Annotated in this window: 2 protein-coding genes; both read left to right on the forward strand. The window is 71.7% G+C overall.

The features are described from left to right. Positions 1–11,800, forward strand: an 11,800-nt coding sequence (locus RR3_RS24295) for a non-ribosomal peptide synthetase (RefSeq protein ID WP_072786597.1), incomplete at its 5' end; no start/stop codon positions are given. Positions 11,801–11,943: 143 nt separating this feature from the next. Next, a partial coding sequence (locus RR3_RS24300) for a non-ribosomal peptide synthetase (RefSeq protein ID WP_255325559.1) occupies positions 11,944–18,470 on the forward strand: 6,527 nt, incomplete at its 3' end.

Here is an 18,470-nt window from a genome sequence, read left to right on the forward strand (position 1 = left end):
CGAGATCGAGGCGGCGCTGCTGGAGGTTCCTGCGGTGGCGCAGGCGGTCGTGCTGGTCCGCGCCGAGCAGCTGGTGGCGTACGTGGTCACGACCGCCGGTGCCGTGTTCGACGAGGACGAGGCCCGGTCGGCGGTGGGGCACGTGCTGCCGTCGTACATGGTGCCGTCGGCGTTCGTGGTGCTCGCGGAGTTGCCGCTGAACGCGTCGGGCAAGCTGGACCGGAAGGCGTTGCCGGAGCCGGTGTTCGAGGTCAAGGCGTTTCGTGCCGCGACGACTCCGGTGGAGGAGATCGTGGCGAGTGTGTTCGCCGAGGTGCTCGGTCTCGAGCGGGTCGGTCTCGACGACGACTTCTTCGCGCTCGGCGGCAACTCGCTGATCGCCACGCAGGTGGTCTCGCGGATCGGGGCGGCGCTCGACGCGTCGGTGCCGCTGCGGGTGCTGTTCGAGAATTCGACCGTCGAGGCGTTGGCCGCCCGGATCGACGGTCACGACGGTCCGGCGCGACGTGCCCCGCTGGTTCCGCAACCCCGGCCCGAGCGGGTGCCGCTGTCGCTCGCCCAGCAGCGCATGTGGTTCCTCAACCGGTTCGATCCCGATTCGACGGCGAACAACATTCCCGTGGCCGTCCGCATGTCCGGCCGGCTCGACGTCCCGGCGCTCGAGGAAGCGGTGTGCGACGTCCTCGCCCGCCACGAATCCCTGCGCACCGTCTACCCCGACCTCGACGGGTACGGCTACCAGAAGGTGCTCGCGCCCTCCGAGGCCCGCGTCCCGCTCGAGGCCGTGCGCATCGACCCGGCGCAGCTGCCCGACGAACTGCGGACGCTGGCGGCCACGCACTTCGACGTGTCCACCGACGTCCCGATCGTCGTGCGGTTGCTGTGCCTGAGCCCCGAGGAGCACGTGCTCGTCGCGGTCATGCACCACATCGCCGGCGACGGCTTCTCGATGGGTCCCCTCACCCGCGACATCATGGTCGCCTACGCGGCCCGGTCGCTCGGCAACGAACCCGCCTGGGAGCCGCTCGAGATCCAGTACGCCGACTACACCCTGTGGCAGCGCGACGTGCTCGGCTCCGAGGACGATCCGGACTCGCTCGTCACCCGTCAGCTCGAATACTGGAAGCAGACGCTCGACGGCCTGCCGGACGGCCTCGACCTGCCGACCGACCGTCCACGGCCCGCGGTGGCGACGAATCGTGGTGCGACACACAGGCTCACACTCGACGAGTCGCTGCACGCTGCGCTCGGCCGGCTCGCCGGCGAACAGCGCGCGACGGTGTTCATGGTGGTTCACGCCGCCCTGGCGCTGCTGCTGGCCCGTCTCGGCACCTCCCGGGACATCGCCGTCGGCACCCCGGTGGCCGGCCGGGGGGAACGCTCGCTCGACAACCTGATCGGCATGTTCGTCAACACCCTGGTGCTGCGCACCGAGGTGGACACTGCCGACACCTTCGCCGAACTGCTCGCCCGGGTGCGCGAAGTCGACCTCGGGGCGTTCGCGCACGCCGAGGTGCCGTTCGAGCGCCTGGTGGACGTGCTCGCGCCGGAACGCACTCAGGCCCGGACCCCGTTGTTCCAGGTCATGCTGGCGTTCCAGAACATCGGCGACGTGGCCCTGGAACTACCGGGACTGTCGGTGGCGCAACTGCCGCTCGACGGCGGCGTGGCGAAGTTCGACCTCATGGTCACGATCCTCGAGGGTCAGGCGGCCGGCACCGACGCGGGTGCTCTCGCCGTCGAGATCTCCTACGCCACCGACCTGTTCGACGCCTCGACGATCGCCGCCGTGGGCGACCGGTTCGTCCGGCTGCTGCGGCTGGTGACCGAACGACCCGACGTGCCGGTCGGCGACCTGCCGATGCTGCCGGGGGCGGAACTCGGTGCGGTCGAGCAGCTTTCGCACGGCCCCCGTCGAGCGCTCGATTCCGACGCCACCCTGGTCGATCTCCTCGCCCGGCAGGCGGCCTGCACGCCCGACGCCGTGGCTGTGGAGTCGGCCGAGTCGACGTGGACGTACCGCGAGTTCGGCTCCCGTGTCAACGCCCTGGCGCGGTATCTCGTCGCGCACGGCGCGGGACCGGACACCGTCGTCGCGGTGGCCGCGAGCCGCTCCACGGAGATGCTCGTGGCGATCCACGCCGTCCTGGCCGCGGGGGCCGCCTACGTCCCGCTCAACCCGGACCAGCCGGCCGACCGGATCGCGTACGTCCTCGAATCCGCTTCGCCCGTAATGGTTCTCACCCGCACCGGATCTGACCGTCTGCCGGGCGCGGGCACGGTGCCGATCGTGGCGCTCGACGAGGCCGACACCGCACCGTACGGCGACGCGCCCCTGACCGACGCCGACCGGCTCGCACCGCTGCGCCCGGATCATCTTGCGTACGTGCTCTACACGTCCGGTTCCACCGGCCGGCCGAAGGGTGTGGCCGTGCCGCACGCCGCCGTGGTCAACCAGCTGCTGTGGATGCAGGACCAGTTCGGCCCGGGCGCCGGCGACGTCCTGCTGCTCAAGACCCCCGCCACCTTCGACGCCTCGGTCTGGGAGATCTTCCTGCCGCCGCTCGTGGGCGCCCGGATCGTGGTCGGCGCACCCGACCTGCACCGCGACCCCGCCGCGATGGCGGCAGCGATCGCCCGGCACGCCGTCACCCTGGCCCAGTTCGTGCCCGCCGTCCTCGACGCCGTGCTCGAACACCTCGACCGGGCGACCGCCGCGTCCCTGACCCAGGTCTTCTGCGGCGGCGAGAGCCTCCCGGCCGACACCGTCGCCCGGCTGCACGCACTGAGCGATGCACCCGTCCACAACCTGTACGGCCCGACCGAGACGACGATCCAGACCGTCCACCGGACGGCCGGACCCGGCGACACCGCAACGGTTCCGATCGGTACCCCGGTCTGGAACACCGGCGCGCTCGTGCTCGACGAACGGCTGCACCCCGTGCCGCTCGGCGTCGCCGGCGAGCTCTACCTCACCGGTCCCCAGCTGGCGCGGGGCTATCACGGCCGCCCGGATCTGACGGCCGAGCGATTCGTCGCCGACCCCTGGTCCAGCGGCGAGCGGATGTACCGCACCGGCGACCTGGTGCGGTGGACCGCCGCGGGCGAGCTCGACTACCTGGGCCGCACGGACCTGCAGGTCAAGTTGCGCGGCCTGCGTATCGAACTCGGCGAGGTCGAGTCGCAGCTGACCGCCCTCGACGAGGTGCGCCAGGCCGTCGCCGTGGTGCGCGAGGACCCGCGCTTCGGATCGCAACTGGTCGGCTACGTCGTTCCCGAGCCGGGCGTCGCGTTCGACCCCGCCCGGGCGAAGGACGCGCTGGCCACCACGCTGCCGTCCTACATGGTGCCGTCGGCCTTCGTCGCCCTGGAGGCGTTCCCGCTGAACGCCAGCGGCAAGATCGACCGGCGCGCTCTGCCGGCCCCGACCTTCGAAGCACGCACCTTCACCGCGCCGCGGACCCCGGTCGAGGAGATCGTCGCGGGCGTCTTCGCCCAGGTACTGGGTGTGCCGCGGGTCGGCCGCGACGACGACTTCTTCGATCTCGGCGGCAACTCCCTCGTCGCGACGCAGGTCGCGGCCCGCCTCAGCGACGCGCTCGACGCGTCGATCCCGGTGCGGGCACTGTTCGACGCCCCGACCGTCGAGGCTCTCGCGGTGCGGGCCGAGCAGGAGGCCGGCGCGGGTCGCCGCACCCCGCTGGCCCCGTACGAGCGGCCCGAGCGCATCCCACTGTCGCCGGCGCAGCAGCGCATGTGGTTCCTCAACCGATTCGACCCCGGGTCGGCGGTGAACAACGTCCCGATCGGCGTGCGTTTCACCGGCGCCCTCGACGTGCCCGCCCTGCGCGGGGCGATCCGGGACCTGACCGAGCGCCACGAGGTGCTGCGCACCATCTACCCCGACGTGGACGGCACCGGCTACCAGCAGATCCTGCCGGAATCCCCGGTGCGGCTCGAGGTCGAGCAGATCGACGCGCAGGCTCTGCCGGACCGTGCCCGCGAACTCGTCACGCGCGGGTTCGACGTCACCACCGAGGTGCCCTTCCGTGCGGTGGTCTTCGAGCTGAGCCGAACCGAGCACGTGCTGCTGTTCGTCGCCCATCACATCGCCACGGACGGGTTCTCCCTGCGTCCGCTCGCCCGCGACGTGATGGTCGCCTACGCGGCCCGCACCCGCGGCGAGCTGCCCGGCTGGGCACCGCTCGAGATCCAGTACGCGGACTACGCCCTGTGGCAGCGCGACGTGCTCGGCTCCGAGGACGAGCCGGGATCCGTGGCCGCCGAACAGGTGCAATTCTGGAAGCGCACGCTCGCCGGGCTGCCCGACCAGCTGGACCTGCCGTCCGATCGGGCCCGTCCCGAGCGGGCCTCCGGACACGGCCGCACCAGCCGCTTCCACGTCGACGAGGCGCTCCACGACCGTCTGCAGAACCTTGCGCACGAGAAGAACACGTCGCTGTTCATGGTCGTGCACGCGGCGCTCGCGGTGCTGCTGGCCCGGTTGTCCGCCACCGAGGACATCGCGATCGGCACCCCGGTCGCCGGCCGCGGCGAGGCCGCCCTCGACGACCTGGTCGGCATGTTCGTCAACACCCTCGTCCTGCGCACGGACGTGCAGGGCGGGCAGTCCTTCGCGGAACTGCTCAGCGCGGTGCGCGAGAGCGACCTCGACGCGTTCGCCCACGCGGACGTGCCGTTCGAACGGCTGGTGGAGATCCTCGACCCGGAGCGCTCCCAGGCCCGGCACCCGCTGTTCCAGGTGGTGCTGACCTTCCAGAACATCGGACAGGCCGAGTTCGAACTCGACGGTCTCGCGCTCGAGGCTCTCGACTACGACCCGCCCACGGCGAAATTCGACCTGCAGTTCACCTTCTCGGAGCAGGTGGCCGAGGACGGTTCGGCGGCCGGCATCGCCGCCGCCGTCACCTACGCCACCGACCTGTTCGACGAGCTGCGCGTCGCCGCCTTCGCCGAGCAGCTGCTGCGGATCCTGCGGGCCGTGGCGGCGGATCCGTCGGTGGCGGTCGGCGACATCGAGATCGTCGACGAGTTCGAACGTGAACTCGTGGTCTCCCGGTGGAACTCGCTCGGCGACGACGTCGCCCCGGCGGACGTGACGCTGGTGGACATGTTCGAGGCGCGGGTCGCCGCCGCACCCGGCGACACCGCGGTGCGGTTCGGCGACGAGGCACTGACCTACGCGGAGTTCGCGTCCCGGGCGCGGCGACTGGCCCGGCATCTGATCTCGGTGGGCGTGGGCCCCGAGTCGCTCGTGGCGGTCGCGCTGCCGCGGTCGCCGGATCTGGTGGTCGCCCTCGTCGCGGTGCTCGAGGCCGGCGGCGGGTATCTGCCGGTGGACCCGAACTACCCGGCCGACCGGATCGAGTTCATGCTCACCGACGCCGCACCGGCCGCGGTGCTCACCGCCTCCGGCACCGGGATCGAGGTGCCCACCGCGGTGCCGGTGGTCGAGCTCGACACCGTCGACCTCTCGGGGACGGACGACGCGCCGATCCGCGACGAGGAGCGCACCGCGCCGCTGGGCGCCGCGAACCTCGCGTACGTCATCTACACTTCGGGGTCCACGGGCCGGCCGAAGGGCGTGCTGATCCCGCACCGGAACGTGGTGCGGCTCATGGTGAACACCGAGTCGGTCTACGGGTTCGGCCCGTCGGATGTGTGGACGATGTTCCACTCGTACGCGTTCGACTTCTCGGTGTGGGAACTGTGGGGCCCCCTGCTGTACGGCGGCACCCTGGTGGTCGTGGACTGGTTCACCTCGCGCTCGCCCGAGGCGTTCCGCGAGTTGCTCGTGCGCGAACGGGTGACGGTGCTCAATCAGACACCGTCGGCGTTCTACCAGCTCGCCGAGGCCGACCGCACGGCCGGTGGCACGGAGGGCGACCTCGCTCTGCGGTACGTGATCTTCGGCGGTGAGGCCCTCGAGCCGCGCCGGCTGGCGGGCTGGTTCACCCGGCACGGGGACACCTCCCCGCGGCTGGTGAACATGTACGGCATCACCGAGACCACGGTGCACGTGTCGTACCGGGAGATCGGTGCGGAGCTGGCCGAGGCCGGTTCCGCGAGCATCGTGGGCGTGCCGATCGCGGGCCTGCGGGTCTACGTCCTCGACACCCGCCTCAACCCGGTTCCGGTGGGCGTGGCCGGTGAGATGTACGTCGGCGGCGGCCAGCTGGCCCGCGGCTACCTGGGCCGCCCGGACCTGTCCGCGGCCCGGTTCGTGGCCGACCCGTTCTCCGCCGACGGTGGATTGCTGTATCGCACCGGCGATGTCGCGCGCTGGGCGGTCTCGGGGGACCTCGAGTACCTCGGCCGCGCGGACGACCAGGTCAAGATCCGCGGCTTCCGGATCGAGCTCGGCGAGGTCGAGTCGGCCGTGCTGGCCCAGCCGACGGTCGGGCAGGCCGCGGTGATCGTGCGCGAGGACGCCCCCGGCGCGGCGCGCATCGTCGCGTACGTGGTGCCCGCCGACGGCGCGACCGTCGACGTCGAGGAACTGCGCGCCGGGGCGGGTGCGCTGGTGCCGGAGTACATGGTGCCGTCGGCGTTCGTGGTGATCGACGCGATCCCGTTGACCGTCAACGGCAAGCTCGACCGCCGGGCGCTGCCGGAACCGGTGTTCGAGACCCGGGTCTTCCGGGCGCCGTCGACGCCGGTCGAGGAGATCGTCGCGGGCACGTTCGCCGAGGTGCTCGGCGTCGAGCGGGTGGGCGCGGACGACGACTTCTTCGAGCTCGGCGGCAACTCGCTGATCGCGACGCAGGTCGTGTCACGGCTCGGGGCGGCGCTCGACACGCAGGTCCCGGTGCGGACGCTGTTCGAGGCCTCGACCGTCGCCGCGCTCGCGGCGCGGGTCGAGCAGGACGCCACCGGCGGCGCCCGGGTGCCGCTGACCGCGCGCACGCGTCCCGAACGCATCCCACTGTCGCCGGCGCAGCAGCGCATGTGGTTCCTCAACCGCTTCGACCCCGAGTCGACGGCGTACAACATCCCGATGGCCCTGCGCCTGACCGGCGACCTCGACGTCGACGCGCTGCGCGCCGCCGTCGCCGACCTGGTGGCCCGCCACGAGACCCTGCGGACCGTGTACCCGGAGACGAATTCCGGTCCGGTACAGGATATCCGGCCCGCCACCGCGGTCCCGGTCGACCTCGACCCGATCGACGTCCCGGCGGCCGAGCTGGAACCGCGCCTGCGCGAACTCGCCTCGACCGGCTTCGACGTCACCCGCGAGATCCCGCTGCGGATCGCGCTGCTGCGTCTCGCACCCACCGAGTACGTCCTGGTCACCGTGGTGCATCACATCGCCGCGGACGGCTCGTCGATGGTGCCGATGGTGCGCGACGTGATGACCGCGTACGCCGCCCGTTCCGCCGGCACCGAGCCGGCGTGGGCACCGCTCGAGCTGCAGTACGCGGACTACGCGCTGTGGCAGCGGGAGCTGCTCGGATCCGAGGACGATCCCGAGTCGCTCGCCGCCCGCCAGCTCGACCACTGGCGGACCGCGCTGGCCGATCTGCCGGATCAGCTGGACCTGCCCACGGACCGGCCGCGGCCCGTGCAGCAGTCGTTCCGCGGCGACCGGGTCGAGTTCGTCGTGGACGCGGACGTGCACGCCGCGTTGCGCGACCTCGCGCGCGCCCGCAACGCGACCGTGTTCATGGCGATGCATGCCGCGTTCGCGGCACTGCTCGCGCGCCTGTCCGGATCCGACGACATCGCGGTGGGCACGCCCATCGCGGGCCGCGGCGAGGCCGCCGTCGAGAACCTGATCGGCATGTTCGTCAACACGCTGGTCTTCCGCCTCTCCGTCGACGGAAACCGGTCGTTCGACGAACTGCTCGGGGCGGCACGGGAAACCGACCTGCAGGCGTTCGCACACGCGGACGTGCCCTTCGAGCGGCTCGTGGAGGTGCTCAACCCGGCCCGCTCCACCGCGCGGCACCCGCTGTTCCAGGTGGGCTTCTCGTTCCAGAACCAGCAGCGCACCGAACTGGAACTGGCGGGCCTGACCGTCGCCCCGATCGACCTCGAGGGCGGCACGTCGCAGTTCGACCTGCACCTGATCGTCAGCGACCGGTACGACGAGCAGGGCGCCCCGGCCGGGATGGACGCGATCCTGACCTTCGCCACCGACCTGTTCGACGAGTGCACCGCGCGTGCTGTGGCCGAGCGTTTCCGGCAGTTGCTCCGTGCACTGGTGCAGGCGCCGGACGTGCCGGTGGGCGAGCACCCCGTGCTCCTCGCGCGCGAAGAGCACGACGTCCTGGCGGCGTGGAACGACACCGCCCACGAGACCGGCGCGGCCGCAACGCTCGTCGACCTGTTCGACGAGCAGGTACGCCGGGACCCCGGCGCGGTCGCACTGGTGTACGAGGGTGCCGCCGTCACGTACGGCGAGTTCGACGCCCGCGTCAACCGTCTCGCCCGGCACCTGATCGCCCAGGGCGTGGGGCCGGAGGACCGGGTCGCGCTGATCGTGCGGCGTACGCCGGAACTCGTCGTCGGCATGTACGCGATCGCCAAGGCCGGCGGCGCGTACGTGCCCCTCGACCCGGACCAGCCGGCCGAGCGCAACGCGTACATCCTCGACACCGCGGCGCCCACGTGCGTGGTCACGGTCGCGGCGGACCGGATCGACGTGCCCGGCGTGCCGGTCGTCGAACTCGACCGCGTCGACCTCTCCGGTCTGCCGGACACGCCGGTGACCGGGGCCGAACGCCGCGCGCCGCTACGTTCGGCGAACACCGCGTACGTGATCTTCACGTCCGGATCGACCGGCCGGCCCAAGGGTGTGGCGGTTCCGCACTCCGCCGTCGTCAACCAGATGCTGTGGAAGCGGGACGCGTTCGCGCTCGGACCGGACGACGCGGTGCTGCTCAAGACCGTCGCCACGTTCGACCTGTCGGTGTGGGAGTTCTGGTCCGCGCTCACCTCCGGCGCGCGCCTGGTGATCGCGACTGCCGACGGGCACCGCGACCCCGACTACCTGCTGCGGTTGCTGCGCGACGAGCGCGTCACCACCCTGCACGCGGTGCCGTCGATGCTGTCGATGCTCACGACCGCCGCGGGTGGGGAGGTCGCGTCGTCGCTGCGCCGCGTGCTCGCCATCGGCGAGGCGCTGCCGGCGGCCACCGCGCGGCAGTTCCGGGCGGACAACGCGGCGGCCCTGTTCAACCTGTACGGGCCGACCGAGGCCGCGGTGTCCGTCACCGTGCACGAGACGAGCGACGCCGACACCACGGTCGTGCCGATCGGTGTGCCCGAGTGGAACAGCCGCGTGTACGTGCTCGACGCGCGCCTGCGCCCGGTGCCGATCGGGGTGGCCGGCGAGCTGTACCTGGCTGGCGCGCAGCTGGCGCGCGGCTACCACGGTCGTCCCGACCTGACCGCCGACCGGTTCGTCGCCGACCCGTTCGGCGGCGGCCGGATGTACCGCACCGGCGACATCGTGCACTGGAGCCGTGACGGCGAGCTGGTCTACCGCGACCGCGCCGACTTCCAGGTCAAGGTGCGCGGCTACCGCATCGAACTCGGGGAGATCGAATCGGTGCTGCGCGCCCGCGACGGGGTGCGCGACGTCGCCGTCCTCGTGCGCACCGACCCGCACGTCGGCGACCGGCTGGTGGCCTACGTGGTCCCGGCCGTCGGAGCCGACGCTGCCGGAGCGGACGCTGCCGGATTCGATGCGGCCGAGACGAAGACGGCACTGGCGCAGGCCCTTCCGTCGTACATGGTGCCGTCGGCGTTCGTCGTCCTCGAGGCGCTCCCGCTGAACACCAACGGCAAGCTCGACCGCCGGGCGCTGCCCGAGCCGGAGTTCGAGACCGGGCAGTTCCGGGCCCCCACCACCCCGGTGGAGGAGATCGTCGCCCGGATCCTCGCCGAGGTTCTCGGCATCGAACGCGCCGGCCTCGACGACGACTTCTTCGAACTCGGCGGCAACTCCCTGCTCGCGACGCAGCTGGCCTCCCGGCTCGGTGTCGCGCTCGACACCCGGGTGTCGGTGCGGACCGTGTTCGAGGCGTCGACCGTCGCGGCGCTGGCCGGCCGGATCCAGCCGTCCGTCGGCCGCGGTGCCCGGCCACCGCTGGTACCGCAGCAGAGGCCCGACCGGATTCCGCTGTCGCTCGCGCAGCAACGGATGTGGACCCTCAACCAGGTGGATCCCGGGTCCGGGGTCTACAACATCCCCGTCGCGGTGCGGCTGCGCGGCTCCCTCGACACCGAGGCCCTGCGCTCGGCGGTCGCCGACGTGATCGCCCGGCACGAGGTGCTGCGCACGGTGTACCCGGACACGGAGGACGGCCCGGTCCAGGTGGTGCTCCCGACGGCGCAGGCGCTGCCGGACCTGGCCCCGGTGCCGGTGTCGGAGAACGAGATCGTCGACCGGCTCACCGACGTCCTCGGTGCGGGCTTCGACGTGACGGCACCGACCCCGCCGGTGCGGGCACGGTTGTTCCGCGTCGCCGACGACGAGCACGTGCTCGCCCTGGTGGCGCACCACATCAGCGCCGACGGCTACTCGATGCGGCCCCTCGTGCGCGACGTGATGGTCGCCTACGCCGCCCGCGCCGAGGCGCAGATGCCCGGCTGGGCGGAGCTGCCGGTCCAGTACGCCGACTACACGCTGTGGCAGCAGCGGGTGCTCGGCAGCCCGGACGACCCCGACAGCGAGCTGTCCCGCCAGCTCGGGTACTGGACCGACGAGCTGACCGGCAGTCCCGAGCTGCTCGCGCTGCCGACGGATCGGCCGCGGCCGGCGCGGCAGTCCACCGAGGGCGACTCGGTGACGTTCACCATCGGGGAGGCGCTCGCGCAGCGCATCGAGAAGACCGCCCGCGAGCACAACGCGACGGTGTTCATGGTCGTGCACGCCGCCCTCGCGGTGCTCCTGTCGCGTCTGGCGTCCGCCGAGGACGTCGCGGTCGGAACTCCGACCGCCGGCCGCGCCGAGGAGGTGCTCGACGACCTGGTGGGCATGTTCGTCAACACGCTGGTGCTGCGCACCCGCGTGGCCGGCGGGGACACCTTCGCCGATCTGCTCGCCCAGGCGAAGGAGAAGGACCTCGCGGCGTTCGGCAACGCCGATGTGCCGTTCGAGCGGCTCGTCGACGCCGTCGGCCGCAGGCGGTCGAGCTCGTACACGCCGCTGTTCCAGGTGATGCTCACGTTCCAGAACATCGAGACCGGCACGCTGGAACTGCCCGGACTGGCGGTCACCCCGCTCGAGGTGGGCGCCCACCAGGCGAAGTTCGACCTGCAGTGCACCTTCGTCGAGCAGTTCGCGCCCGGCGGCGGCCTCGGGGGCCTCGAGGTGATCTTCACCTACGCGACCGCGCTGTTCGACCGGGAGACGGTCGAGCTGTTCGCCGAGCGGTTCACCCGCATCCTCGAGGCGGTGACGTCGGATCCGCAGATCCGGTTGCGGGCGATCGACATCCTCACCGAGGCCGAACGGGCCCGGCTGGCCGCGCCGCGCAAGCCGCGGACGGTGGCGGACCTGCCGGATCTGGTCGCCGCCGCCGCCGAGGCCGCCCCCGACGCGGTGGCGCTCAGCCACGAGGGCCGGGACGTCACCTTCGGGGAGTTCGCGCAGAAGCTGGCCGCGACGGCCACCGCGACGGGCGGGGCGCTGACCGCGGAGGCGCTCGTGCCTGTGGTGTTGAACACCCTCATCCCCGGCGTCCTGCCCGCGCTGGGTGCCGACGGGTTCGCCGAACTGGTCCGATCCGTGCTCGCCGCGGCCGACGAGATCACCGGTGGGGGGCTCTGACCTGGGCGCTTCGTTTGCTGTCGGTCCGACCGGGATAATCGAACATCGACTGTCGTCCGACCCCGTGGGCACCGGGTGCCACGGGGTCGGACGGAGCGCGCACGACAGTGCGCGACACGCAGAGGTATCGGAGGATGAAGTAGATGGCTGAAGGCACGTCGGGCAAGCAGGCGCTGACGATCGCAGACCTGCCCCGGTTGCTGGCCGGAGTCGTGGACCGCGAGCCCGACCGCGTCGCCCTCGCCCACGGTGACACGCAGCTGACCTACAGCCGGCTCCAGCAGGAGATCGCCACCCTCGACGCCGCGATGGGAGGCGTGCTCGGGATCGAGGCGCTGGTCCCCGTCGTGCTGTCCAACCTCGCGCCCGGGCTCCTCGCCGACGGTGGGCTGCCCGCCGTGCTCGACGGTCTCCTCGCCGACGCCGCCGCCGTCCTCGGTGACGCCGCCGTGGCCCCCGCCGGACCCGACCTCGGCACCCTCGTGGGCCGGTTCGACGCGCAGGTCGCGGCGACCCCCGACGCGGTCGCCCTCGAATTCGACGGCGAGACCCTGACCTACGCGGAGTTCGACGCCCGCGTCAACCGGCTCGCGCGGCACCTGATCGGGCTCGGCGTGGGCCCGGACACCCGCGTCGGCCTGTCGATGCGGCGATCCTTCGACCTGCTCGTCGGCATGTACGCCGTCGTCAAGGCCGGCGGCGCCTACGTGCCGCTGGATCCGGACCACCCCGCGGACCGCATCGCCTACGTCCTCGACATCGCCGAACCGGTCGCGGTGGTCACCACCGCCCGGGACCGCGTGGACCTGCCGGCCTCGGTACCCGTGGTCCTCGTCGACACCCTCGACCTCGCGGCCGTGTCCGCGGACCCGGTGCGCGACGACGAACGGCTCGGCTCCCTGACCGCCGACGATCTCGCGTACGTCATCTTCACCTCGGGCTCCACCGGCCGTCCGAAGGGCGTCGCCGTCGAGCACCGGGCCATCGTCGCCAACATCGCCTGGCGGCAGGCCGAGTACGGGCTGCGCGGCGACGACGTCGTGCTGCAGAAGACGCCCTTCACGTTCGACGTGTCGGTGTGGGAGTTCTTCTGGCCGCTGCAGGTGGGCGCGCGACTGTCGATCGCGCTGCCCGACGGTCACCGCGACCCCGCCTACCTGGCGCAGACCATGATCGAGCGCCGGGTCACCGTCGCCCACTTCGTCCCCTCCATGCTCGCGGTCTACCTCGCCGAGCCGACCGCCGCGGCCGTCACCTCGCTGCGGTACGTCTTCGCCTCGGGTGAGGCGCTGCCCGCGCAGACCGTCGCCCGGTTCCACGCGATCTCCACGGCCGGGCTGCACAACCTGTACGGCCCGACCGAGGCCGCGGTCGACGTCACCTACTACGAGACCCACGGCGACGACACCGTCGTCCCCATCGGTGCGGCCGTGGCCGACACCGATCTCTACGTGCTCGACGAGGGATTGCGGCCCGTTCCGCAGGGGGTCGAGGGAGAGCTGTACCTCGCGGGCATCCAGCTCGCACGCGGCTACCTGCGCCGGCCCGACCTGACGGCGGACCGCTTCGTCGCCGATCCGTTCGGTGCGCCGGGCGATCGCATGTACCGCACCGGTGACCTGGTCAAATGGAACACCGACGGTCTGATCGAGTACGTCGGGCGCACCGACTTCCAGGTCAAGCTGCGCGGCCTGCGCATCGAGCTCGGCGAGATCGAATCCGCCCTGCTCGACCACCCCGGGGTCCGGCAGGCGGTCGTCGTCGTGCACTCCGACGAGACGCTCGGCGATCACCTCGTCGGTTACCTCGTCACCGACGGTGAACCGGTCGACCGCACCGAGCTGGCTGCGGCCGTGCGCCGGCGGTTGCCGGACTACATGGTGCCGTCGCTGTTCGTGGAACTGACGGAGTTTCCCCTCAACGCGTCGGGCAAGCTCGACCGCGGAGCGCTGCCCGAGCCCGACTTCAGCGTTCTGGCAACCGAATACCGCGCACCGAGCACCCCCACCGAGGAAACGGTCGTCGCGGCGTTCGAGAGTGTGCTCGGCGTCGAGCGGCTCGGCGTCGACGACGACTTCTTCGCCCTGGGCGGCAACTCACTGAGCGCCACGCGCGTGGTGGCGCGGATCAACGCCGACCACAAGGTCCGCATCGACGTACGGGAGTTCTTCGACGCCCCGACCGCCGCGCAGCTCGCCACGCTCGTCGACGCGGCGATGGCCGCCGGCGACTCCCACCGGCCCCCGCTGGTGCCGCAGGTGCGGCCGGAACGGGTGCCGTTGTCGCTGGCGCAGCGGCGGATGTGGTTCCTCAACCGCCTCGATCCCGGCTCGGCGGTCAACAACATCACGGTCGTCCTGAGACTGTCCGGGGCGCTCGACGTCGACGCGCTCGGGGCGGCCGTGGCGGACGTGGTGACCCGGCACGAGGTGCTGCGCACCGTCTACCCCGAGACGGAGGGCGTCGGCTACCAGCAGGTGCTGCCCACCTCTGACGTGAACCCGGCGCTCACGCCGTCGGCGGTGAGCGAGTCCGAGATCGTGCCGACGGTCGCGGAGATCGTCTCGGCCGGATTCGACGTCACCACCGAGGTGCCCGTTCGCGTACGTCTGCTGCGGGTGTCGGACACCGAGCACGTGCTGGTGCTCGTGGTGCACCACATCGCCGCGGACGGATTCTCGATGGGTCCGCTCACGCGGGACGTCATGGTCGCCTACGACGCCCGGACCCGGCACGAGGCACCGGCGTGGGAGCCGTTGACCGTCCAGTACGCCGACTACGCCATCTGGCAGCGACAGGCCCTCGGCTCGGAGGACGACCCGCAGTCGGTCGTCACCCAGCAGATCGAGTACTGGACACGTCGGCTCGACGGCGTACCCGAGCGACTGGACCTGCCCACGGATCGGCCGCGGCCGGCGGTCGCCGGCAACCGTGCCGCGGTGCATGCCTTCACCGTCGGCGAATCGGTGCACCGGGGTCTCGTCCGGCTGGCACACGAGACCCGGACGACGCCGTTCATGGTGGTGCACGCCGCCCTGGCGGCGGTCCTCAGCCGCCTGTCGGGCTCGGCGGACGTCACCATCGGCACTCCGATCGCCGGTCGCGGCGAGCAGGAACTCGACGACCTGATCGGCATGTTCGTCAACACCCTCGTGCTGCGCACCGAGGTCGAGCCGGGGGAGCCCTTCACCCGGTTGCTGGCGCGCGTGCGCGAGTCCGACCTCGCCGCCTTCGGTCACGCGGACGTCCCGTTCGAACGGCTCGTGGAGGTACTCGATCCGGTCCGGTCGCAGTCCCATCACCCGCTGTTCCAGGTGATGCTCGCCTTCCAGAATCTCGAACAGACCAGCCTCGAACTGGGTGAGCTCGCGATCAGTCCCGTGACCGCGAACCGCGAACAGTCGCAGTACGATCTGTCGTTCATCTTCGCCGACACCGTGGACGAGAACGGCGAACCCGGTGGTCTCGCCTGCGACCTGCTCTACGCCACCGACCTGTTCGACGAGCCGACCGTCGCGACCCTCGTGCGCCGGTTGCTGCGGGTGCTCGAGACCGTCGCCACCGACCCGGCACGGGCCGTGGGCGACATGGCCCTCCTTTCGGCACCGGAGCGACAGGCACTGACGTCCGTGCACGGTGCCGCCGCGGAGGCCGGCGGCACCCTCGCCGAGATCCTCGCCCTCGCCGCGCGTCGCGACCCGGCGGCCGTGGCCCTGCGGTTCGACGGCCGGTCGGTGTCGTACGGGGATCTGGACGCGACGTCGTCGCGTCTGGCCCGGATGCTGATCTCCCGTGGTGTGGGACCGGAAGACCGCGTGGCCGTGGCCGTGCCCCGGTCGATCGAGTCCGTCACGGCGTTGTGGGCGGTGCTCAAGGCCGGTGCCGCGTTCGTCCCCGTGGACCCGACGTACCCGACCGAGCGGATCGCCTACATGCTCTCCGATTCCGGCGCGGTGCTCGGGATCGCCACAGCCGGAACCTTCGGTACGCTACCGGATTCCGTTCCGTGGCTCGTGCTCGAGGAAGCGATCGAGGCCGGCGCGGGACTGCCGGCGGGACCGGTGGCCGACGCCGAACGCGTGCGCTCCCTGCTTCCCGCACACCCGGCGTACGTCATCTACACCTCCGGCACGACGGGCACGCCGAAGGGCGTCGTGGTCGCGCATGCCGGAGTGGTGAACTTCTGCGCCGAACAGGTGGAGCGGTACGCGGTCACCGCCGACTCCCGCACGTTGCACTTCGCGTCGCCGAGCTTCGACGCCTCGGTGCTCGAACTGCTGCTGGCGTTCGGTGCGGGCGCGACGATGGTCGTCGCGCCGACCTCGGTGTACGGCGGCGCCGAGCTCGCCGGTCTGCTGGCCGGGGAGGCGGTCACCCATGCCTTCGTGACCCCCGCGGCCCTCGGCTCGGTGGATCCCGAGGGCCTCGACTGCGTCCGCGTGGTGATCACGGGCGGCGAGGCGTGCTCCCCGGGCCTGGTGGCACGCTGGGCGACGATCCTGCCCGACGGATCGCGCCGCGCGTTCTTCAACGCCTACGGTCCCACCGAGTCGACGGTGGCCTCGAACATCAGTGACGCCCTGCTACCCGGCGAACCGGTGGTGATGGGCGGCCCCGTCCGCGGAATGCGGATACTCGTTCTCGACGACCGGTTGCAGCCGGTGCCCGTGGGTGTTCCGGGCGAGCTGTACCTGGCGGGAATTCAGGTGGCCCGTGGGTATCTGGGCCGGGCCGGGCTGACCGCCGAGCGATTCGTGGCCGATCCGTACGCCACCGACGGCAGCCGGATGTACCGGACCGGTGACGTGGTGCGGTGGTCCGGTTCCCCCGGGGACGAGACGACCGGGGTGGTCGAGTACGTCGGCCGGGCCGACGACCAGGTGAAGATCCGCGGTTTCCGGATCGAACTCGGTGAGGTCGAAGCGGCTCTCGCGCGGTGCGCCGGCGTCGCCCAGGCGGTTGCGACGGTGCGCCGGGACGGGCAGCGGGGTGAGCAGCTCGTCGGCTACGTCGTTCCCGAGCCGGGCACCGAACTCGACGGCGCCGCCGTGAGGGACTCCGTGGCACAGTTCCTGACGAGCTACATGGTGCCGCACGCGGTCGTGGTCCTGAACTCGATCCCGCTGACGCCCGGCGGCAAGCTAGACCGGCGTGCACTGCCGGAACCGGAGCAGGAAGCCCGGGTCTTCCGGGCTCCGACGACCCCGGTCGAGGAGATCGTCGCGCGGGTCTTCGCCGACGTCCTCGGCGTGGAACGGGTCGGTCTGGACGACGACTTCTTCGAACTGGGCGGCAACTCGCTGGTCGCCACGCAGGTGATCTCCCGGCTCGCCGCCGCGCTCGGCACGGCGGTTCCGGTGCGGACCCTGTTCGAGGCTTCGGCGGTCGCCTCGCTCGCGGCCCGTCTCGAGCAGGCCGACTCCGCCGGCAGCCGGGTGCCGTTGGTGGCACGCCCGCGGCCCGAGCGGGTTCCGCTCTCGTTGGCGCAGCGCCGCATGTGGTTCCTGAACCGATTCGAACCGGACTCCGCGGTGAACAACATCCCGCTGGCCATCCGGTTGTCCGGGTTGCTGGACCGGCACGCCCTGCAGGTGGCGGTCGCCGATGTGCTCGCCCGGCACGAATCCCTGCGGACGGTGTATCCGGACGCCGACGGCGTGGCGTACCAGCAGGTGTTGCCGACCTCGCGGGTGATTCCGGATCTGTCGCCGATCCCGGCCTCGGAGAACGAACTGATCGCCGAGGTCCTGACGATGGCTTCGGCCGGGTTCGACGTGTCGACGCAGGTGCCGTTCCGGGCGCGGTTGTTCGAGGTGTCCGCAACCGAGCATGTTCTCGTCCTCGTCGTGCACCACATCGCGGCCGACGGCTTCTCCATGGGGCCGCTCACCCGTGACGTGGTGGTGGCGTACTCGGCACGGGCCACCGGCGGTGAACCGGAGTGGGAGCCCCTGCCGGTGCAGTACGCCGACTACGCGTTGTGGCAGCGGGAGATCCTCGGCTCGGAGGACGACCCGGACTCGGTCGTCGCGAGTCAGGAAGCGTACTGGAGCGGCGCGCTCGCCGGACTGCCCGACCAGCTCGACCTGCCGTCCGACCGTCCCCGGCCGGCGTCTGCTTCCAACGCGGGTGCGGTGCACGAGTTCTCGCTCGGACCGGAACTCCATGCCGCGATCGGACGGGTCGCACGTGAGCGCAACGCCACCCCGTTCATGGTGGTGCACGCGGCGCTGTCGGTGCTGCTGGCGCGGTTGTCGGGGACCGACGACATCGCCGTCGGCACCCCGGTGGCCGGTCGCGGCGAGCAGGAACTCGACGACCTCGTCGGCATGTTCGTCAACACCCTGGTGCTGCGGACCCGGGTCGAGGGTGGGGAGTCCTTCGAGGACCTGCTCGCGCAGGTGCGCGGCACCGACCTCGACGCGTTCGCGCACGCGGACGTGCCGTTCGAGCGGCTGGTGGAGGTGCTCAATCCCGCCCGGTCGACGGCGCGGCACCCGCTGTTCCAGGTCATGTTGTCCTTCCAGAACCAGGCGACGGGAGCCCTCGAGCTGCCGGGCCTGACCGTCTCGGGCCTCGACTTCGACGCCGCGACCGCCCGGTTCGACCTGCAGTTCTCCCTCGCCGAAACGACCTCCGAGACAGCCGATTCCGTCGGGTACGCGGTCGG

Source organism: Rhodococcus ruber NBRC 15591, from assembly GCF_001894945.1.
GTDB lineage: Bacteria > Actinomycetota > Actinomycetes > Mycobacteriales > Mycobacteriaceae > Rhodococcus > Rhodococcus ruber.